The 18,644-nt window shown below is 29.4% G+C and carries 20 protein-coding genes and 1 tRNA gene; 19 read left to right on the top strand and 2 right to left on the bottom strand.

Features of this window, described 5'->3' with window-relative positions; genetic code table 11:
* Positions 1-3: 3 nt before the first annotated feature.
* Complete coding sequence (locus DY249_RS03660; RefSeq protein ID WP_101540179.1) at positions 4-990, top strand: lipid II:glycine glycyltransferase FemX; 987 nt, start codon at positions 4-6, stop codon at positions 988-990.
* Positions 991-1,023: 33 nt separating this feature from the next.
* On the opposite strand, the gene tpx is transcribed toward DY249_RS03660, so the two are convergent.
* Positions 1,024-1,545 (bottom strand): thiol peroxidase, encoded by a 522-nt coding sequence (tpx, locus tag DY249_RS03655; protein WP_101540178.1) that lies wholly within the window; start codon positions 1,543-1,545, stop codon positions 1,024-1,026.
* A 124-nt stretch (positions 1,546-1,669) separates the two neighbouring features.
* On the opposite strand from tpx, the gene DY249_RS03650 reads away from it, so the two are divergent.
* The 6 genes from DY249_RS03650 (at position 1,670) to DY249_RS03625 (ending at position 5,233) form a co-directional block, all read left to right on the top strand.
* Positions 1,670-2,329 (top strand): 50S ribosomal protein L25, encoded by a 660-nt coding sequence (locus DY249_RS03650; RefSeq protein ID WP_115595216.1) that lies wholly within the window; start codon positions 1,670-1,672, stop codon positions 2,327-2,329.
* A 65-nt stretch (positions 2,330-2,394) separates the two neighbouring features.
* Positions 2,395-3,018: a dTMP kinase gene (gene tmk / locus DY249_RS03645; RefSeq protein ID WP_101540176.1), complete on the top strand. Its 624-nt coding sequence runs from the start codon at positions 2,395-2,397 to the stop codon at positions 3,016-3,018.
* A complete protein-coding gene (locus DY249_RS03640) occupies positions 3,019-3,348 on the top strand; it encodes a cyclic-di-AMP receptor (protein ID WP_101540175.1) in 330 nt (109 codons plus the stop codon).
* Positions 3,345-4,130 carry a DNA polymerase III subunit delta gene (locus DY249_RS03635; protein WP_115595215.1) on the top strand — a complete coding sequence of 262 codons (786 nt, stop codon included), beginning with the start codon at positions 3,345-3,347 and terminating at the stop codon, positions 4,128-4,130. Before DY249_RS03640 ends, DY249_RS03635 begins: the two co-directional genes overlap by 4 nt.
* Positions 4,130-4,939, top strand: a complete 810-nt coding sequence (locus DY249_RS03630) for a PSP1 domain-containing protein (RefSeq protein ID WP_101540173.1) — start codon at positions 4,130-4,132, stop codon at positions 4,937-4,939. The genes DY249_RS03635 and DY249_RS03630 overlap by 1 nt, the downstream gene beginning before the upstream one ends.
* A 120-nt stretch (positions 4,940-5,059) precedes the next feature.
* The gene (locus DY249_RS03625) at positions 5,060-5,233 is read left to right on the top strand and encodes a ferredoxin family protein (protein ID WP_101540172.1); all 174 of its coding nucleotides are present in this window, start codon (positions 5,060-5,062) and stop codon (positions 5,231-5,233) included.
* Between the two features lie 152 nt (positions 5,234-5,385).
* Here DY249_RS03625 and DY249_RS03620 read toward each other — a convergent pair.
* Positions 5,386-5,461, bottom strand: a tRNA-Thr gene (locus DY249_RS03620).
* Positions 5,462-5,563: 102 nt separating this feature from the next.
* On the opposite strand from DY249_RS03620, the gene DY249_RS03615 reads away from it, so the two are divergent.
* The 12 genes from DY249_RS03615 to upp all read left to right on the top strand — a co-directional run bounded on the left by DY249_RS03615 (position 5,564) and on the right by upp (position 18,642).
* Entirely contained in the window at positions 5,564-6,781 is a 1,218-nt protein-coding gene (locus DY249_RS03615) for a hypothetical protein (RefSeq protein ID WP_115595214.1), read from the top strand.
* Position 6,782: 1 nt separating this feature from the next.
* A complete protein-coding gene (locus tag DY249_RS03610; protein WP_115595213.1) occupies positions 6,783-7,556 on the top strand; it encodes a TraX family protein in 774 nt (257 codons plus the stop codon).
* A gap of 7 nt (positions 7,557-7,563) precedes the next feature.
* Positions 7,564-9,645, top strand: a complete 2,082-nt coding sequence (locus DY249_RS03605; RefSeq protein WP_115595212.1) for a Tex-like N-terminal domain-containing protein — start codon at positions 7,564-7,566, stop codon at positions 9,643-9,645.
* Between the two features lie 168 nt (positions 9,646-9,813).
* Complete coding sequence (locus tag DY249_RS03600; RefSeq protein ID WP_115595211.1) at positions 9,814-11,559, top strand: proline--tRNA ligase; 1,746 nt, start codon at positions 9,814-9,816, stop codon at positions 11,557-11,559.
* Positions 11,560-11,574: 15 nt separating this feature from the next.
* Positions 11,575-12,441 (top strand): class II fructose-1,6-bisphosphate aldolase, encoded by an 867-nt coding sequence (gene fba, locus DY249_RS03595; RefSeq protein WP_101540167.1) that lies wholly within the window; start codon positions 11,575-11,577, stop codon positions 12,439-12,441.
* A gap of 64 nt (positions 12,442-12,505) precedes the next feature.
* On the top strand, positions 12,506-13,810 hold the full coding sequence (gene rho, locus DY249_RS03590; RefSeq protein ID WP_115595210.1) for a transcription termination factor Rho: 1,305 nt from the start codon (positions 12,506-12,508) through the stop codon (positions 13,808-13,810).
* Positions 13,811-13,878: 68 nt separating this feature from the next.
* Positions 13,879-14,082, top strand: coding sequence for a 50S ribosomal protein L31 (rpmE, locus tag DY249_RS03585; protein ID WP_101540165.1), 204 nt, complete (start codon positions 13,879-13,881; stop codon positions 14,080-14,082).
* A gap of 36 nt (positions 14,083-14,118) precedes the next feature.
* Positions 14,119-14,913, top strand: a complete 795-nt coding sequence (gene prmC / locus DY249_RS03580) for a peptide chain release factor N(5)-glutamine methyltransferase (protein ID WP_115595209.1) — start codon at positions 14,119-14,121, stop codon at positions 14,911-14,913.
* A 2-nt stretch (positions 14,914-14,915) separates the two neighbouring features.
* Positions 14,916-15,986: a peptide chain release factor 1 gene (gene prfA / locus DY249_RS03575; RefSeq protein WP_101540163.1), complete on the top strand. Its 1,071-nt coding sequence runs from the start codon at positions 14,916-14,918 to the stop codon at positions 15,984-15,986.
* 1 nt (position 15,987) lies between these two features.
* Positions 15,988-16,983, top strand: a complete 996-nt coding sequence (locus tag DY249_RS03570; protein WP_101540162.1) for a cation diffusion facilitator family transporter — start codon at positions 15,988-15,990, stop codon at positions 16,981-16,983.
* Positions 16,964-18,001 carry an L-threonylcarbamoyladenylate synthase gene (locus DY249_RS03565; RefSeq protein ID WP_115595208.1) on the top strand — a complete coding sequence of 346 codons (1,038 nt, stop codon included), beginning with the start codon at positions 16,964-16,966 and terminating at the stop codon, positions 17,999-18,001. The genes DY249_RS03570 and DY249_RS03565 overlap by 20 nt, the downstream gene beginning before the upstream one ends.
* 8 nt (positions 18,002-18,009) lie before the next feature.
* A complete protein-coding gene (gene upp, locus DY249_RS03560; protein ID WP_101540160.1) occupies positions 18,010-18,642 on the top strand; it encodes a uracil phosphoribosyltransferase in 633 nt (210 codons plus the stop codon).
* Positions 18,643-18,644: the final 2 nt, after the last annotated feature.

Genomic DNA, 18,644 nt, shown 5'->3' with positions numbered 1-18,644 from the left:
GCAATGCCATTAGTAGAAAGTAAGGAAGATTTAGATAGATATATAGAATTTGTAAGAAATTCTGATTACGCGAGACCTATGCAAGATCCATCATGGTCTAAAGTTAAAGAGAATTGGTCCAGTGACTATATATACTTAGAAGAAAATAAGCAAATTATCGCAGCTATGAGTGTTATTGGAATACAAAATCCCAATGGGAAATACTTTTTGTATGCTCCACGTGGACCTGTTTGTGATTTTAGAAAATATGATTTAGTTACTGACTTAATTAAAGAGGCAGAAGTTTTAGAAGAAAAATATGATGCATTTTTACTAAGAATGGATCCAGAAGTAATCTTTGATGAAAAGGCTATTTATGAATATAAAAAAAGAGGGTTTGATTTTAGAAGCTATGGTACGGACCCTCATTCATTTACTCAACCTAGATATAATATGATCTTACCTATATCTGGTATGAGTGAAGATGATTTATTTGGAAGCTTTTCATCAGCTACTCGTAGAAATATTAGAAAATCATATAGAAATGATATAAAAACTATAGAAGCAACTAATGAAAAAACTTTAGATGATTTTTATGAGCTTACAAAAATAATGGCTGAAAGACAAAAAATAGGTCATAGACCAAAAGATTATTTTAAAAGATTATTAGACCATATGGATGGTAGAATTTTTACATCTTATTATGAAGATCAAGCTTTATCAGCATCTTTATTGGTTCCATATGGTAATAAAGTTTATTACTTATATGCAGCAAGTTCTAATGATATGAGAAATAAGATGCCTAATTTTAATATGATATGGGAAGAAATCAAGTGGTGCCGTGAAAACGGTTATAACTATTTTGATTTTGGAGGAACATTTTCGCTTGATTCTAAAGATGGACTATATAGATTTAAGGAAGGATTTTGCTATCCTGATAGATACTCTAATTTTGTAGGAGAATTAGATGTTGTTTATGATAGAGAAAAATATGAAGAATTTTTAAAATAAGAAAAACCCTTAGGATTTTGAGTCTTAAGGGTTTTATTTTTGATCAGTTAGCTCTAAAGCTATTTCGAAAGCCTCATTAACATCAGGTAATTCATTATTTTGATCTAAGTATTCTATATGTCTTATTAGATTGTTTTTATCTACTACAAATATTGCTCGATTTACTAGTTTTAACTCTTCTATTAACAGTGAGTATTTTTTTGCAAAATCTTCATTTAGATAATCAGATACAAAACCTATTTTCTTTATTCCTTTTTCTTTTTTAAAGCGTTTTTGAGCAAATGGTAAATCATTTGAAACAGTAATAACTGATAAATCTTCTGGAAATTCAGATTCTTTTTTTGTAAATAAAAAAGTTTGTAATTCACAAACTGATGTATCAATTGAAGGCAAAGCAGAAATGATTTTTACCTTATCTTTTTCATTTTTATAAAAATCATAATCTGATAGGTCTTCTAATACACCTTTAAAGTTTGGAGCTTTATCATTTATTTGAAGTTTATTACCTTCAACTGTTAAATCAAGTTGTCCAAATTTTACAACTCTTTTTGTCATATTAATCTCCTTAAATTATAAAACAATTACTTATCTATTTTATATAATAGTATAAAAACTAAGCATTGTAAAGGATGAGATTTTAGGGTATAATTAGTCAGTATGAATATATAAAGGAGGGAATATGGCAGACTTAGTATTAAATGCAAATAACAGAGAAGCTACTGGAAAAAATAAAGTCAATAAATTAAGAGCTGAAGAATTAATTCCAGCTGTTATTTATGCCAAAGGTGAAGAAAATCTTAATGTTCAAGTTACATCAAGAGATTTCGATAAAGTTTTAAGACAAGCTGGTACATCTACAATCATTACTTTAGATATTGATGGAGAAAATAAAGATGTACTAATTAAAGATTACCAAACACATCCATACAAAAATCAATATTTACACGTTGATTTCCAAGCAATTAACCAAAATGAAACTATCAGAGTTAGTGTTCCAGTTGTACTATTAGGTAGAGATGATTTAAGAATTGATGATGCAGTATTAGTACAAAATCTTGACACTATCGAGGTAGAATGTTTACCAAAATACATTCCACAAACTGCTGAAGTTGAAATTTCAGAAATGGAAATTGGTGATGCAAAAACAGTAGCTGATTTAGACATTTTCGAAAATGATAATATCACACTTCTTGAAGAAGATGATGAAGTTATATGCTCACTACAAGAAGCTAGTGAAGAAGAAATTTCAGAAGATGAAGAAGGCGATGACGTTGATGCTGCTGAAGTACCAACTGTTGAAGAAACAGAAGGTAAAGAAGCTAACGAAGACGCTGAATAATAATTTAAAGGCCTTAGGGTCTTTTTTTATTGCCATAAAGTCTAAATATTTGCTATAATAGATTTATGAATGGAAAATTAATTGTTTTTGAAGGACCAGATGGATCTGGAAAAACTACGATATTAAAAAAAGTAAATCAACAACTTTCTAAGCAAGGTTATAAGTTAATGTTGGTTAGAGAACCAGGTGGCACAGAAATATCAGAAAAGATTAGAGAAATTATAATTGATAATGATAATGTAAATATGTCAGCAAAAACTGAAAGCTTACTATTTGCAGCTAGTAGGGCTCAATTAATCGATGAAAAGATTAGACCAGGACTTGAAAATGGAAAAATTATTCTTTGCGATAGATTTGTTTTAAGTTCGCTTACCTATCAAGGTGTTGGACGTGGACTAGGTATAGAAGAAGTAAAAGCAATAAATGATTTTGCTACAGATAATATAAGACCTGATTTGACTATATTTTTTAATATAGATTATAAAACGGCTTTGGTAAGAAAACGAGAAAATTTTTCGGCGGATAGGCTTGAAAATGAAGACTTTAATTTTCACAAGAAGATATTTGATGCCTACTTAGACATAGCACAAAAATATAATAGAGATATAAAACAAGTAGATGCAACTCGTTCTATAGAAGAAGTTAGTAGTGATGTTTTAAATCTCATAAAAGACTTATTGGAGGACTAGATGAAACTTTTAATTGCGATTGTACAAGATGCAGATGTAAATTTCCTAATGGATGCACTTACAGATAATGGATACAGAGTTACAAGATTATCTACAACAGGTGGTTTTCTCAAAAAAGGTAATACAACTTTATTAATTGGTGTAGAAGAAGATAAACTTGACGATGTTCTTTCAATAATTGAGCAAAATTGCAAGAGAAGAAATACAACTACAACTATTATCAATCCATCAGCTGAAAGTTCATTATTATCAAATACGGTACCAGTAGATATTACTGTTGGAGGAGCTACTATATTTATTTTAGATGTTGATCAATATATTAGACTATGATAGATTTAAATAGACAAATTAATCAAAATACACTATCACACGCCTATATTTTTGAATCAGCAAACGAAGAATATAATCTTGACTATGCTTTAAACTTTGCGAAAAAAATTTTTGAAAATAAAGGCGTTTTTGTAGACAATGATTTAAATCCAGATTTATATATCATTGATAAAGGCAAAGATATAATCGATATACAAAGTATAAGAACTTTGTTAAAAGACACAGCTTTAAAACCTTCAAATAACATAATTAAAATCTACATAATACATAATTCACATAATATGAGAACTGAAGGTTTTAATGCTATGCTTAAGACTTTAGAAGAACTTAAAAATTATAACATAGTAATCTTTACAACAAAAAATAAAGATTTACTTTTGCCTACAATTAAGTCTAGATGTCAAATTATAAGATTAGATGCTGATGAAAATGAAAATAAAATAGACATTTCAAAGCTTGCAGAAATACTAGCTGAAGTTTATAGAGGGAATATTAGCCAGTTTTACCAAAACAAGGCTTTTTTTGAAATCTATAAAAGCGAAGCTGATATAATGTTTGATGGATTAATAGATGTATTTGATATAGTTTTAAAAGAAAAGTATACATACAATCAAGATAATACAGATTTAAATGTTAAAAAATTATCTACTATGCATTTAGATCATATAGAGGAAGTTATTAACTTGTTATATACAATAAAAATAGGACTTAAGAATAATATAAATTATGATTTGGCTATAGAAGAAGTCATATTTAGTATATACAAGGGAGGTATGAATTAGTGAACGTAATAGGTGTTAGGTTTAAAAGAACTGGCAAGATATACTATTTTAAAAGTGAAGATAATATATTTAATTACAAAGATAAAGTGCTTGTAGAAACTGAAAATGGAATAGAATTAGGCGAAGTAGCTTTGGCTAATGTAGATATAGCAAAGGAAAAGTTTGATAAAGAGTTAAAGGAAATTATAAGACCCGCAAGTCAAGAAGACATAAAAACCCATGTTATAAACAAATTAGATGCAAAAAAAGCACAAGAAATTTGCCAAAAAAAGGCTGATAGCTATAACTTGAAAATGAAGATAGTTGACTGTAATTATACATTTGATAGATCAAAACTAACTTTTTATTTTACCTCAGCAAAAAGAGTAGACTTTAGAGAACTTGTAAAAGACTTAGCCAGTACATTTAAAAGTCGAATTGAACTTAGGCAAATCGGCGTAAGAGATCATGCAAAATTAGTGAAACATTTTGGTGCGTGTGGTCAGGAATGTTGTTGTTCAAGATATTTAACGGATTTTGAACCTCTTTCAATAAAATGTGCAAAGGATCAAAATATTAGTCTTGATCCTTCAAAAATTTCTGGTGTATGTGGTAGACTCATGTGCTGTTTAGCCTATGAAGAAGATAATTACTTGCAAGTTAAAAAAACTATACCAAAATACGGTCAATCAGTAGTAACTGAAGATGGAGAGGGAGTCGTAATTGCTAACAATATGGTTAGAGAATGTTGTAAGGTTCGCATACATAAAAATGATGATGAAACTATAGAAAAACATTATAAAGTTTGTGAGCTACAAGAATTAGATTAAATATGATAGTGATTATCAATATGAATAATTATTTAAAAAAAGCAAATAAAAGAATAATTATTCTTGACAAAAATTTATTTTGATTGTACAATTCTAGTATAAAATAAATAGGAGGTAATTATGGCTTACAAAATAGATGAAAATACATGCATTAGTTGTGGAACATGTGCAGGAGAATGCCCAGTAGAAGCAATCTCAGCTGGAGATGATTCTTATGTAATCGATGCTGATACTTGCATTGATTGTGGAACATGTGCATCAGTTTGCCCAGTAGAAGCAATTGATCCAGAATAAAAACTACATACAACTTAGACATATTATTATAAACAAAAAATGCTAGCTTTTATTGCTAGCATTTTTTTTATTATTAATTAGAGATGATTTTTGTAGATGGAAAATTATAAATTTTTTAAAAAAATCCCTCACATTAAAAATGCAAGGGTCTTTGGAGCTTCAAACAGGAGTTGAACCTGCAACCTACGGTTTACGATACCGTTGCTCTGCCAATTGAGCTATTGAAGCAAATTATAAATTAACTATACTTAAATTTTCTTAATCGACAATTCTTATATTTAAAGTTTTGGTAATCTCTTAATATTTGATATAATAAATTAGGAGTTTATTATGGATTTTTCATTTATTTTAAGACAATTACAAACAATTTTATTAAATAATAGAGTGACATTGATTCCTTTGATTTTTATACTCTTTAATCTATTGATTTTTATTGTATCTAGAACTTTTAGAAAAACAGGTTTATTTGTATTAGCCCTAGCATTTGGTCTAGACTATGCAATAAAATCTATTCCTTATGATGTATACTATAATTTTCCTCAAGTATATAATTTTATTACTATTTTATATATAGTGGGTTTTGTAGTTTTCTTTGTAAAAATTATAAAAATTTTAATTAGAATGAGTAATTTAGGGATAAGTTCTTCTAAAAAGGCTGATAGTAAGTTTGGAAATTTCTTCAAATATACAGGAATAGTTCCTTTCTTAATAATGCTATCTCTAAATATTGTCCATCTTGATAAAATTATAGGTACAGATATTTTAAGAATTCTAACTTCTGTTTCTTTTATTTATATGCTGATTAAAACTATATACTCAACTTACAAATTTTTAAGTACAAAAGAAAGTATTGTTTTAGGTGATAAAATGGATTTTAAAGAAATAAAAGATTATCTAAATGCAGAAAATAAGGAAAACAAAAATGTACATAATTCAAAAAATCAAGGTAGAAGAGTTCGCAAATCTTTTGATAATAAAAAAGACAATCTCGAATCTAGCCAAACAGTAAAGATTGATAAAAATGAAATAGATGAAAAAATTAGCATGGCTAATATAGAAAATAATCAAAAAAATCATAGTAAAATAGAAAAAAAGAATAATAAAATATATAATGAAAAATCAAATGCAAACAAACTTTCTAACACTGATTTAATTAGGCTTGTAAGCGGAGATATTAATAAAACTCATAACCATACTACTATGACTATTACTAATCTAAAATCTTCTGAAAAAATATCTTTTACAAGTTCAAGACCTATATTAAAAATTCAAGAATATAATGAATATAAAATAGATTTAGAATTTGAGAATGTAAATGAATATGATTACGGGAGATTTATAGATATACTGCTTAAGTATTCAAAAGCAAAAGATTCTTATAAATTTGAATTAATTGTTAGTCCAGACCAGGATCCATCTAGTAAAATAGTGTTTTTTGATCCATCTAATATTTATGATATAGATGAAAAAGATTATGCTAATGTAGGTGGTAAAATTATTAGTATGAATTTTCCAAAATATAAAATTAATTTTATTACAGGTAATTAATATGGAATTTTTACAATATAAAACAAAAGAAGAGTATACAAAAGTTTGGTATAGGGATAGATCATATTTTTCAGGAGCACACTTAAAGTATATTGCTATGATTTTTATGCTCCTATCTCATCTAGCTCAGACAGATTTTTTATATGATTTAGATCAAAAATTTACTCTTATTGCAGATTTATTTGTATTTTTAGGTAGAATATCCATGCCGATCTTTTGTTTTTTTACAGTACAAGCAATTATCTATACTAGAAATTTCAAAAAATATACCTTAAGAATGCTTATATTTGCTTTAATATCAGAAATTCCCTTTGACTTAGCACTCCATAGAAGTTTTTATTATCCAGAAAGTCAAAATGTTATTTTTACATTATTAATAGGTGCTGTAGTTATTTATGCTATGGATTATTTTTGGAAGAGTAATTATAATCCGATTTTAAAGCTAATAGCTATGATTGCTATCGTTTATGTTGGGTATAAGCTTGCTTTTATTTTAAGAGCAGACTATAAGGGCTATGGTATAATAGCAATCGTATTTTTGTATTTAGCCAAAGATAGTAAAATTTCAACATGCCTTGCTTTATTAATAGCTTTTTATTTTGAATTTATAGTTTATGGATATGCTATCCATATAAGTTATGGATTTGTATATTTATCTATACCTCTTATAATGCTTTACAATGGACAAAGAGGTAAGCAAAATAAATGGTTATTTTACATATTTTACCCAGCACATTTATTACTTATATACATCTTAGAACTATTATTTTTATAAGGAAATTATGAATATTACACAAATTTTATCAGAACAATTAAATATAGACAAAAAAAATATTGAAAATGTAATCAATCTTTTAGATGATGGTTCAACAGTAGCTTTTATTGCTAGATATAGAAAAGAAAAAACCGGCAATCTAAATGATGTTGATATTAGAAATATTGAGAAAAATTTAAATAAACTTAGAAATATCGAAAATAGACAAGAAGAAATTATATCATCATTAAAAAGTCAGGATAAACTAAGTGATGAACTAAAAGAGCGAATTTTAAGTGCCAATTCTCTAACTATATTAGAGGATATATATGCACCATATAAGAAAAGAAGAAAAACCAGAGCTGATAAAGCAAAAGATTTAGGGTTAGAACCATTATATAAATTTTTAATAACTGATGCTAACAATCAAAAAAATGCTTTAGAATATGCTGAAAATTTTGTAAATGAAGAGCTTGAAACACCTGAATCTGCCATTGAAAAATCTTTGGATATTTTTGCAGGAGATATATCAAATAATGTAGATGCTAGAAATATTATAAGACGTGATGGCATGATTAGGGCAAAGCTTATTTCTACACAGAAAGATGATCCTGAAAAGGTTTATGAAACTTATTATGACTTTTGTAAAAGAATTAGAGATATAAAATCTTATCAAATATTAGCGATAAATAGAGCGGAAAGAGAAGGTGCATTAAGTGTTAAATTAGAATTTGCTGATGCATATAATAAAAAACTAATAGCTGATTTATACCAAGCAAACAATGATTATCAAAAGGAATTATTAGATATTTCAGTAGATGATGCCTATAAAAGGCTAATTTTACCTTCAATTACAACTGAACTTCGTAATTTTTTAACTGAATCAGCTGAGGATGAATCTATAAAAGTATTTTCTAAAAATCTAAAACCATATTTCTTACAAAGACCAATTAAAGGCAAAAATGTGATGGGCCTAGATCCAGGATTTAGAACTGGATGCAAGGTGGCAGTTGTCGATTTAAATGGAAAATATTTAGACAAGGCAGTAGTTTATCCTGTACAACCCCATAATAAGGAAGAAGAGTCTATTAAAATTTTAAACGATTTAATAGAAAAATATAATGTAAATTTAATAGCTCTAGGCAATGCTACCGCAAGTAGAGAAACTGAACTTTTTGTAAATAAGCTTATAGAACAAAGTGACAAAGATTTAGCTTATGCGGTAGTAAATGAAGCTGGAGCTTCAGTTTATTCTGCATCAGCATTAGGAGAAGAAGAATTTCCTGATTTAGATGTAACTATTCGTGGCGCAATTTCTATGGCTAGAAGACTCCAAGATCCAATGGCTGAACTAGTAAAAATAGAACCAAAACATATAGGTGTTGGTCAATATCAACACGATTTAAATGAAAAAAAATTAGATGATGAACTTTCAAAAGTTGTTGAAGATGCTGTAAATGAAGTTGGAGTTACTATAAACAATGCTTCTTATAAGCTTTTATCCTATGTTTCTGGATTAAATCCAACCTTAGCTAAAAGGATTGAAGATAGTTTTAAGGAGGGCACACTAGTTTATAGAAAAGATTTAAAAAATATAAAGGGACTAGGTGATAAAACTTATAAATTAGCAGCGGGTTTTTTAAGATTTCCTGATTCACCGGAAATTTTAGATAACACTGGAGTTCATCCGGAAAGTTATAAAATAGCCAAGAAATTAGAAAACTATGACTTGAATAAGGCTGATGTAAATGAGCTTAGTAAAGAATTAGATGTAGGAGTTCCAACTTTAGAAGATATCATAAAAGAGCTCCAAAAACCAGGCCGTGATCCTAGAGAAGATAATCCAGAAGTGCTTACAAAATCTGAAATAATGACCATTGATGATATAGAAATAGGTGATGAATTGAAAGGAAAAGTGAGAAATGTAACTGACTTTGGGGCTTTTGTGGATATTGGAGTTGGAACAGATGGTTTAGTTCATATTTCTAAAATGAGTGATAAATTCATAACAGATCCTAATGAAATTTTAAAGAATTCGGATATAATTAATGTTAAGGTCATTGATATTGATAAAGAAAAATCAAGAATATCTTTATCAATGATAAACTAAAGGAGATTATATGGATAATCAAAATTTTAAAATATTCTGTAACAATAATATATATGGAGCAAACACTAAAAAATATTATAATAAGTGCGTTGCTAAAGCCCCCGAGATTAGAATTTAAATTTTTTAATACAATATTTTAGCAACAAATTTTTATAATAGGAGAAACAAATGAGATTAACAAATTATTATATGCCAACATTGAGAGATGACCCAGCTGATGCAGAGGTAGTAAGTCATAAATTACTTGTTAGAGGTGCCTTTGTAAGAAAACAAGAAACAGGAATTTATTCTTACTTACCATTAGGTATGAAAGTAAAAAACAAGATCTATAAAATAGTTTGTGATGCTATGGAAGATTACGATTCTGTTCAAGTAGAAACTTCTATGATTCAACCAAAAGAGCTTTGGCAAGCTTCAGGAAGATGGCAAACATTTGGTCCAGAGATGTTAAAAATGACTGATAGACTTGGTCGTGAATACTGTTTTGGACCAACAGCAGAAGAATATTTTGCAGATTTGGTAAAAAATGAACTAGTTTCTTATAAACAACTTCCACTAAACCTATATCAAATTGTAGAAAAGTTTAGAGATGAAAGAAGACCTAGAAACGGAATTATAAGAGCTAGAAGCTTCCTAATGAAAGACGCTTATTCTTTTGATGAGGATTATGAAGGCTTAAAAGCAGCATATCAAAAGATGTGGGATGCATATGTTCAAGCTTTTGATAATATGAGAATTGACTATAAAATAGTACAAGGGGACACTGGTGCTATGGGTGGTAGAGTTTCACATGAATTTATTGCTCCAGCTGAAAATGGCGAAGGAATAATTTTCTATACAGATGAATCAGATTATGCGGCAACTATAGAAAAAGCAGCTTTTATCAAAGAATATGAAAAAGAAGAACTAAAAGATATAGAGCTAGTAAAAACTACTGATAAAACTACTATCAAAGATGTTAGTGAGTTTTTAAATGTACCAGAAGAGAAATTAGTAAAAACTGTAGACTTAAAAGTACAAGGTCAACCAGTTTTTGTATTCGTTCCTGGAGATAGAGAATTAAACATGGCAAAATTGATTGCTTACTTACAAGTTCCAGAACATGAAATTGAAATGATGGATGATGAAATGATCCTAGAATATACAGGAGCAGAACCAGGTTATACAGGACCAAAAGGTCTATTAAATAATCCAAGAATAATCATTGATAAATCAATTACAAAAATGACTAATACAGTTATTGGAGCAAATAAAAAAGACCACCACTACATGAATGCAACTTTTGGTCGTGACTTTGATGGTGAAGTAGCCGAAGATCTTCTTACAGCTAAAGAAGGGGATATGGCTATAGATGGTTCAGGAAAATTAAAGTCTGCTGAAGGTATTGAAGTAGGGAATATATTTCAATTAGGCACAAAATATTCTGAATCTATAGGAGCTTATTATTTAGATCGTGATGGAAAACAAAAACCTATAGTTATGGGGTCATATGGTATAGGTGTTAGTCGTTCCATAGCAGCTATTATTGAACAAAATCATGATGAAAATGGTATCATCTGGCCAACAACAGTTGCTCCATTTGAAGCTATAATTACAACTATAAATATTAAAGATGAAGAGCAAAAAGCTTTATCTGAAGAAATTTATGAAAAACTTCAAAAAAATGGTATAGATGTTTTATTTGATGATAGACAAGAAAGAGCTGGAGTTAAATTTAACGATAGAGACTTAATAGGTATTCCATATAGGATTACAGTTGGTAAAGATGCTGGTGATAAAAAAGTTGAATATTCTACACGCCGTGAGGGTATAAATGAAAAAGTAGAAGTTGATGAAGCTATCAACAAAGTAGTAGAAAATGTCAAAGCCGATTTAGTTATGACTAGACATAAACCAGGAACTTACGAAGCATAAAAGGAGATAAAGAATATGTTAGTAAATGCTAAAGAAATGTTAGATAAAGCCTATGAAAATGGATATGCAATTGCGCACTTTAATACAAATAACTTAGAATGGACAAGAGCAATCCTTGAAGCTTGTGAACAAAAACAAACAGCAGTAATTATTGCAGCAAGTGAAGGTGCAAACAAATATATGGGTGGCTATAAAGTTGTTGCAGATTTAGTTAAAAATTTACATGATTCGCTAGATATTACAGTACCAGTTGCAATCCACCTTGACCATGGTACTTATGAGGGTGCGAAAGCTTGTATAGAAGCTGGATTTACATCAGTAATGTTTGATGGATCTAGTCTTCCTCTTGAAGAAAATTTAGAAAAAACCCGCGAAATTGTAGAACTTGCTCACGCAAAAGGTATCTCTGTTGAAGCAGAAGTAGGTGGCATTGGCGGCGAAGAAGACGGCGTTACAAGTGCTGGTGAACTTGCAGATGTAGATGAATGTAAAAAGTTAGCATCTTGTGGTATTGATTTTATTGCAGCAGGAATCGGTAATATTCACGGAGTGTATCCAGCTGACTGGCAAGGTCTAAATTTCGATAGATTAAGTGAAATTTCAGATGCTGTAAATATGCCTATAGTATTACATGGGGGTACAGGTATTCCTGAAGACCAAATTAAAAAAGCAATCGAACTTGGCGTATCAAAAATAAACGTAAATACAGAATGCCAACTAGCATTTGCAAAAGCTACTAGAGAATATATTGAAGCTGGAAAAGACAAAGAAGGCAAAGGATTCGATCCAAGAAAATTACTAGCACCAGGTACAAATGCCATAAAAGAAGTTGTATATCAAAAGTTGGATATGTTTGGTTCTGAAGGATCAGCAAATAAATAATTAACTTTAATTAGGGTCGTTTTGGTTTATCCAATAGACCCTTTAATTTTTTAATAGGATAAATATGGATAATTTAGAAGAAAAGTTAGTAACCGAACTAAGAGAAATAGCAAAAGAGTTAGAAATACCGTCGGTTACAAAGTATAAAAAAGATGAATTAATAAAATTAATAGAAGAAAAATATAGAGAAAAAGAAGAAGAAGAAAAAGAAAAACGAGATAATGATCTAGGTGAAAAATTTGACTGTGAAGGTGTTTTAGAAATTCTCCCAGATGGCTTTGGATTTTTAAGATCTGATCTATATGAACAAGGTGACGATGATATTTATGTTCCTCCTAAACAAATTAAAATGTTTAGGCTAAAGACTGGAGATTATATCAAGGGAATTGCAAGAGAAAAACACGACAAAGATAAATTTGCACCTTTAATATTTGTTTCTGATGTAAATGGTATAAAGCCAGGTGAAGCATTTAATAGACTATCATTTGAAGACCTTACTCCAATCTACCCAAATCAAAGAATTAGACTTGAAACTACAAAAGAAAATATTTCTGGAAGAATTATAGATATGATTTCTCCAATTGGCCGTGGTCAAAGAGGATTAATTGTCTCACAACCAAAAGCAGGAAAAACTACTCTTATAAAAAATATAGAACGTTCAATTGAAAAGAATTATGATGATGTTAAAATTTTTGTGCTTTTGATAGATGAAAGGCCAGAAGAAGTTACAGATCTTATTAGATTTGTAAATGAATATAGAGATCCTAATAATGATTATATGAGAACAGAAGTAGCAAGTTCTACATTTGATATGCCTCCACAAAATCATATCGATATTGCAGAAATGATATTAGAACGTGCAAAAAGATTTGTAGAAGATAAAAAAGATGTAGTAATTCTTTTAGATTCTATAACAAGACTAGCTCGTGCTTACAATATAATAACACCGCAATCAGGAAGAACCCTATCAGGAGGACTAGATCCATTAGCTTTAGTTGGACCGAAACAATTTTTTGGTGCAGCTCGTAATGTAGAAGATGGGGGATCACTTACCATTTTGGCTACGGCTTTAGTAGATACAGGGAGCCGTATGGATGATATGATTTTTGAAGAATTTAAGGGAACTGGTAATATGGAGGTACACCTTGATAGAAGACTATCAGATAGGAGAATATTCCCAGCTATAAATATTGAAAAGTCATCCACTAGACGTGAAGATTTGCTATTAAGCAAAGATGAGTTAGAAGCTATATACAAAATTAGAAAATCAGAAATGGATACTGCAGAATCTATAGTAGAACTTATAGATTTTATGAAAAGAACACCAACAAATGAAAAGCTAATAGATCTTATAAATAATTCTTTATAGCTTGATATTAATATTTTTAAATGGTATAATCTAATATGCTTATTGAATCAAGAAATAGAGGTGTTTAAATGAATAAAGAAATCCAACCAGAATACCACGAAGCAAAAGTAACATGTATTTCTTGTGGAAATGAATTCACAGTAGGATCTACTGAAGAAGAAATTAAAGTAGAAGTATGCAACAATTGCCATCCATTCTACTCAGGAAAACAAAGAAATGCTGAACGTGGTGGTAACGTTGAGAAATTTAACAGAAGATACGGTAGAAAATAATAAGGTTAGGCAACTAACCTTATTTTTGTGTATATAATGAAAATAAAAAATATTTTAGATAAAAATAATGATGATCTTGTAATTGCCCTTACTTATATCTTGGATAAGACAAAATCATTTATTTATTTAAATCCAGATTATGAGCTAAATGATCAAATAATTGAACAATTAAATAATATCGAAGTTATGATAAATGAAGGTTTGCCATTACAATATGCTATAGGACATTGGGAATTTTATGGCTTAGATCTTTTAGTAGATGATAGAGCCTTGATACCACGATTTGAAACGGAAATTTTAGTAAACTGTATTATAAATTCTGATATTAATAAAGATGAAATTTTAGATATAGGAACTGGAACAGGAGCAATTTCTTTAGCTTTAGCTAAAAATTTAAGTAAAAGTCATATTATTGGGGTAGATATATCAGATAAGGCTGTATCTTTAGCAAAAGATAATAAAAACAAATTACAATTAACAAATGTAAATTTTTTACAAAGTGATTTATTTAAAAATGTAGAAGGAAAATTTGATATTATAGTATCGAATCCGCCTTATATAAGTGAATCTGATTATAAAAAATTAGATGAAAAGCTATTTTATGAACCAAAATCTGCTCTAGTAGGTGGAAATGATGGTTTAGACTTTTATAAAGCGATTATAAAAAATGCTGGAAACTATTTAAATAAGGATGGACATCTTGTTTTTGAGATTGGATATGACCAAAAGGAGTCTATAAATAACCTATTGATCAAATCTGATTTTAAAAATATAAAGAATATTAAAGATTTTAATGGCTTTGATAGAATTATCATTGCCCAGAAAGGATAAATATGTTTGAAAATTTAGATCATATTAGAGATAATTATAAGGATTTGGAGTTAAAACTTGCAGATCCAGAAGTATTGTCTGATATAGATAAGTTTACAAAAATTTCTAGAGAATATAATTCATTAAAACCAATAGTTGAAAAATATGAGCAAATATTATCTGCTCAAGCAACTATTGAGGAAAATCAAGAGTTGATGAATGAAACAAATGATAGCGATATGCTTGATATGTTAAAAGAAGAAATCAATGAAAATAAGAAAAATCTTGAGTCTTTTAATGAAGAAATGAAAATATTATTAATTCCAAAAGATCCTAATGATACGAAAGATGTTATTGTTGAAATCCGTCCAGGTGCTGGTGGAGATGAAGCTGGTCTTTTTGCTGGTGACCTTTATAGAATGTATAATATGTATGCTGATAAGGCTGGATTTAAAACTGAAGAAATAGATATTGCTAGCCAAGGAGTAGGTGGTATAAAAGAAGCTACTTTTGTAGTAAAAGGTGAAGGGGCTTACTCAAAATTAAAATATGAATCAGGAGTTCATAGAGTACAACGTGTACCAGAAACAGAATCTGGTGGTAGAATTCATACATCTACAGCTACAGTTGCAGTATTACCCGAAGTTGATGATGTAGATATACAAATTGATCCCAATGATGTAAGAGTTGATGTATATAGATCAAGTGGGAATGGTGGACAATCTGTAAATACAACAGACTCAGCAGTAAGATTAACTCACGAACCAACCGGACTTGTAGTAACTTGCCAAGATGAGAAAAGTCAGATAAAAAATAAAGAAAAAGCTATGAGGGTTCTACGTGCTAGACTTTATGAATTGGAGGAAGAAAAAAGAAATAAAGAAATAGCTGATAATAGAAAGTCACAAGTAGGTACTGGTGATAGAAGTGAAAGAATTAGAACTTACAATTTCCCACAAGGAAGAATAACTGATCATAGAATAAATAAAACTATTTATCAATTGGATGATTTTTTAAATGGAAATATAGAAGAAATGATCGATTCGTTAATTGCTGAAGACCAAACTAGAAAGCTTGAGCAAATAGGAGAATAATTTGTTTAACTTTTTGGCCAAAAAATTTATTAAAGATTATAAAAACTATGATACACCTGAAGTAAGGCTAGAATTAATTTCTTTATCTTCTATAGTAGGAATTGTGATTAATCTTATACTTGTTATTTTTAAATTAATAGTAGGATTTTCTACAAATTCATCTGCTATAGTTAATGATGGATTTAATAACTTATCAGATACAATAGTATCTATTATGGCACTAGTAGGATCAAAAGTTAGCCAAAAACCTGCAGATAAAGAACATCCATTTGGCCATGGACGTAGTGAAAGTTTGATATCACTTTTAGTTGGTATTTTAATTATGTATGTTGGAGCAAAATTATTTATCAATGCTCTTAATCATTATGCTGGTGATAATCAAACAAACTTTACAGCAATAGCCATAATAGTATTAGTATTAAGTATAGTAGCTAAGTTTTATATATATTTTTTAAACAGAAAATTATATAGAAATTTAGAATCTGATCTTAATTTTGGTGTTATGGCAGATGCTAGAAATGATATTTTAGCTACAACTGGTATTATTTTAGGAGCACTTCTTGAAAAGTACTTTAATCTAAAAGTAGATGCTTTGATGGGTGTTATTTTAGCATGTTTTGTATTTAAACCTGGACTTGATTTGTTTAAACAATCTTCTGCCTATCTTTTAGGACAAAGGGTCGACTCAGAGATTGAAAATAAAGTTGGTAAAATAATATTAGCGAATGATTTTATTATAGGCTATCATAGCCTACAAATCCACGAATATGGTAAAGGTCATCTTGAAGGATCTGTAGATGTAGAAATTGCAGAAAATTTATCTTTACTAGTAGCTCATAAAATTGTAACAGATATTCAAAGAAAAATAAAAGATGAAACTGGATTGAATTTAAGTATTCACATGGATCCTACTTATTCTCTAATTATGAGTGATAGAGTAGAAGCTGAGATAGAAAAGATAGAAACGCAGGCAAAAAATGATTACGAAGATTTTTAGCTTAAACAAAGAAAATATAGATGAAGATATACTAAAAGACGCAGCAAAAATAATAAACGAGGGAGATTTGGTAGCTTTTCCTACTGAAACTGTTTATGGACTAGGTGCAGATGGTCTAAATGATCAAGCTTGCCAAAAAATATTTAGGGCAAAGGGTAGACCATCGGATAATCCATTAATTTTACATATTTCAAATCATAATATGCTATATAATTTAGTAGACAGTATAAGTGAGGATGCAAAAATATTAATGGAAGTTTGCTGGCCAGGTCCTCTTACATTAATTATGAAAAAATCAGATTTGGTTCCAAATACTGTTACGGCTGGCTTAGATACCGTTGCTATAAGAATGCCTAGTGATGATATTGCATCAAAATTTATTGATCAAGCAAATACACCTATAGCAGCTCCAAGTGCCAATACCTCTGGAAAACCATCACCTACTAGAGCTAAAGATGTTTTCCATGATCTAAATGGAAAGATTCCTATGATTTTAGATGGAGGATCTTGTAAAATAGGTATTGAGTCAACAGTGATTGATTGTAGTGAAGAAAATCCTGTTATTTTAAGACCAGGATATTTTACATATGAGTATTTAAAAAAAATCATACCAACTATTAGCCTAGACGATGCTTTAGTTAGTGATAAAAAAATACCGAAATCACCTGGTCAAAAATATAGACACTATTCACCAGATGCAAAAATGGAAGTTTTTATAGGTGAGAATGCTACAAAAATAATGTTAGAAAAAGCTTTAAAATATAAAGAAGAAAATCAAAAAGTTGGTGTTCTTACTTTTGAAGATTCTATTTCTAATTTTGAAGATTTTAAAACAATATCTTTTGGTAGCAGAGATAATTTATCTTATATGAGTCATGTTTTATTTACTGCCCTTAGAGAGATGGATAATGTTGGTGTGGACATCATACTTGCAGAGGGGGTAAGTGATAAGGACTTGGGTAAGAGTATAATGAATAGAATGAAAAAATCCGCATCGAATAATATAATTTATCTTTAGGAGGAATTATGCAAGAAAATGTACATGTTTTAGATCACCCAGTTATTAAACACAAGATTTCAATTCTACGTGATAGCAATACTGGGGCTACAGAGTTTAGATCAATTATAAAAGAAATATCTATAATACTAGCTTATGAAGCTACAAAAGACTTGGAATTAGAAGAATATGAACTAGAAACTCCGATTGCTAAAACAACAGGTTATAGAATTTCTGGTAAGAAATTAGGTATAGTTCCAATTTTAAGAGCTGGTCTTGGCATGGTTGATGGGGTACTTGAAGTATTGCCAGCAGCAAAGATTGGTCATATCGGAATGTATCGTGATGAAGAAACATTATTACCAGTTGAGTATTATTCAAAATTACCAAAAGATGTTGAAAATAGAGATATGATAGTAGTTGATCCAATGCTAGCTACCGGTGGTTCAGCATGTGATGCGATTGGTAGATTAAAAGAAAAAGGATGCAAAGATTTAAAACTTTTAAGCATCATTGCAGCTCCAGAGGGTGTTGAAAAATTACAAAAAGAACATCCCGATGTTGATATTTATATAGCACAGCTAGATAAAGGATTAAATGAAGATAGTTATATTGTGCCAGGCTTAGGAGATGCTGGAGACAGACTTTTTGGTACAAAATAAAG

Source organism: Anaerococcus octavius (genome assembly GCF_900445265.1).
GTDB lineage: Bacteria > Bacillota > Clostridia > Tissierellales > Peptoniphilaceae > Anaerococcus > Anaerococcus octavius.
This window is presented reverse-complemented; position numbering and strand designations above follow the sequence as displayed.

Coding starts and splice junctions, on each gene's coding strand:
- DY249_RS03660 (WP_101540179.1), top strand. CDS start 4: ATGCCATTAGTAGAAAGTAAGGAAGATTTAGATAGATATATAGAATTT.
- tpx (WP_101540178.1), bottom strand. CDS start 1,545: ATGACAAAAAGAGTTGTAAAATTTGGACAACTTGATTTAACAGTTGAA.
- DY249_RS03650 (WP_115595216.1), top strand. CDS start 1,670: ATGGCAGACTTAGTATTAAATGCAAATAACAGAGAAGCTACTGGAAAA.
- tmk (WP_101540176.1), top strand. CDS start 2,395: ATGAATGGAAAATTAATTGTTTTTGAAGGACCAGATGGATCTGGAAAA.
- DY249_RS03640 (WP_101540175.1), top strand. CDS start 3,019: ATGAAACTTTTAATTGCGATTGTACAAGATGCAGATGTAAATTTCCTA.
- DY249_RS03635 (WP_115595215.1), top strand. CDS start 3,345: ATGATAGATTTAAATAGACAAATTAATCAAAATACACTATCACACGCC.
- DY249_RS03625 (WP_101540172.1), top strand. CDS start 5,060: ATGGCTTACAAAATAGATGAAAATACATGCATTAGTTGTGGAACATGT.
- DY249_RS03615 (WP_115595214.1), top strand. CDS start 5,564: ATGGATTTTTCATTTATTTTAAGACAATTACAAACAATTTTATTAAAT.
- DY249_RS03610 (WP_115595213.1), top strand. CDS start 6,783: ATGGAATTTTTACAATATAAAACAAAAGAAGAGTATACAAAAGTTTGG.
- DY249_RS03605 (WP_115595212.1), top strand. CDS start 7,564: ATGAATATTACACAAATTTTATCAGAACAATTAAATATAGACAAAAAA.
- DY249_RS03600 (WP_115595211.1), top strand. CDS start 9,814: ATGAGATTAACAAATTATTATATGCCAACATTGAGAGATGACCCAGCT.
- fba (WP_101540167.1), top strand. CDS start 11,575: ATGTTAGTAAATGCTAAAGAAATGTTAGATAAAGCCTATGAAAATGGA.
- rho (WP_115595210.1), top strand. CDS start 12,506: ATGGATAATTTAGAAGAAAAGTTAGTAACCGAACTAAGAGAAATAGCA.
- rpmE (WP_101540165.1), top strand. CDS start 13,879: ATGAATAAAGAAATCCAACCAGAATACCACGAAGCAAAAGTAACATGT.
- prmC (WP_115595209.1), top strand. CDS start 14,119: ATGAAAATAAAAAATATTTTAGATAAAAATAATGATGATCTTGTAATT.
- prfA (WP_101540163.1), top strand. CDS start 14,916: ATGTTTGAAAATTTAGATCATATTAGAGATAATTATAAGGATTTGGAG.
- DY249_RS03565 (WP_115595208.1), top strand. CDS start 16,964: ATGATTACGAAGATTTTTAGCTTAAACAAAGAAAATATAGATGAAGAT.
- upp (WP_101540160.1), top strand. CDS start 18,010: ATGCAAGAAAATGTACATGTTTTAGATCACCCAGTTATTAAACACAAG.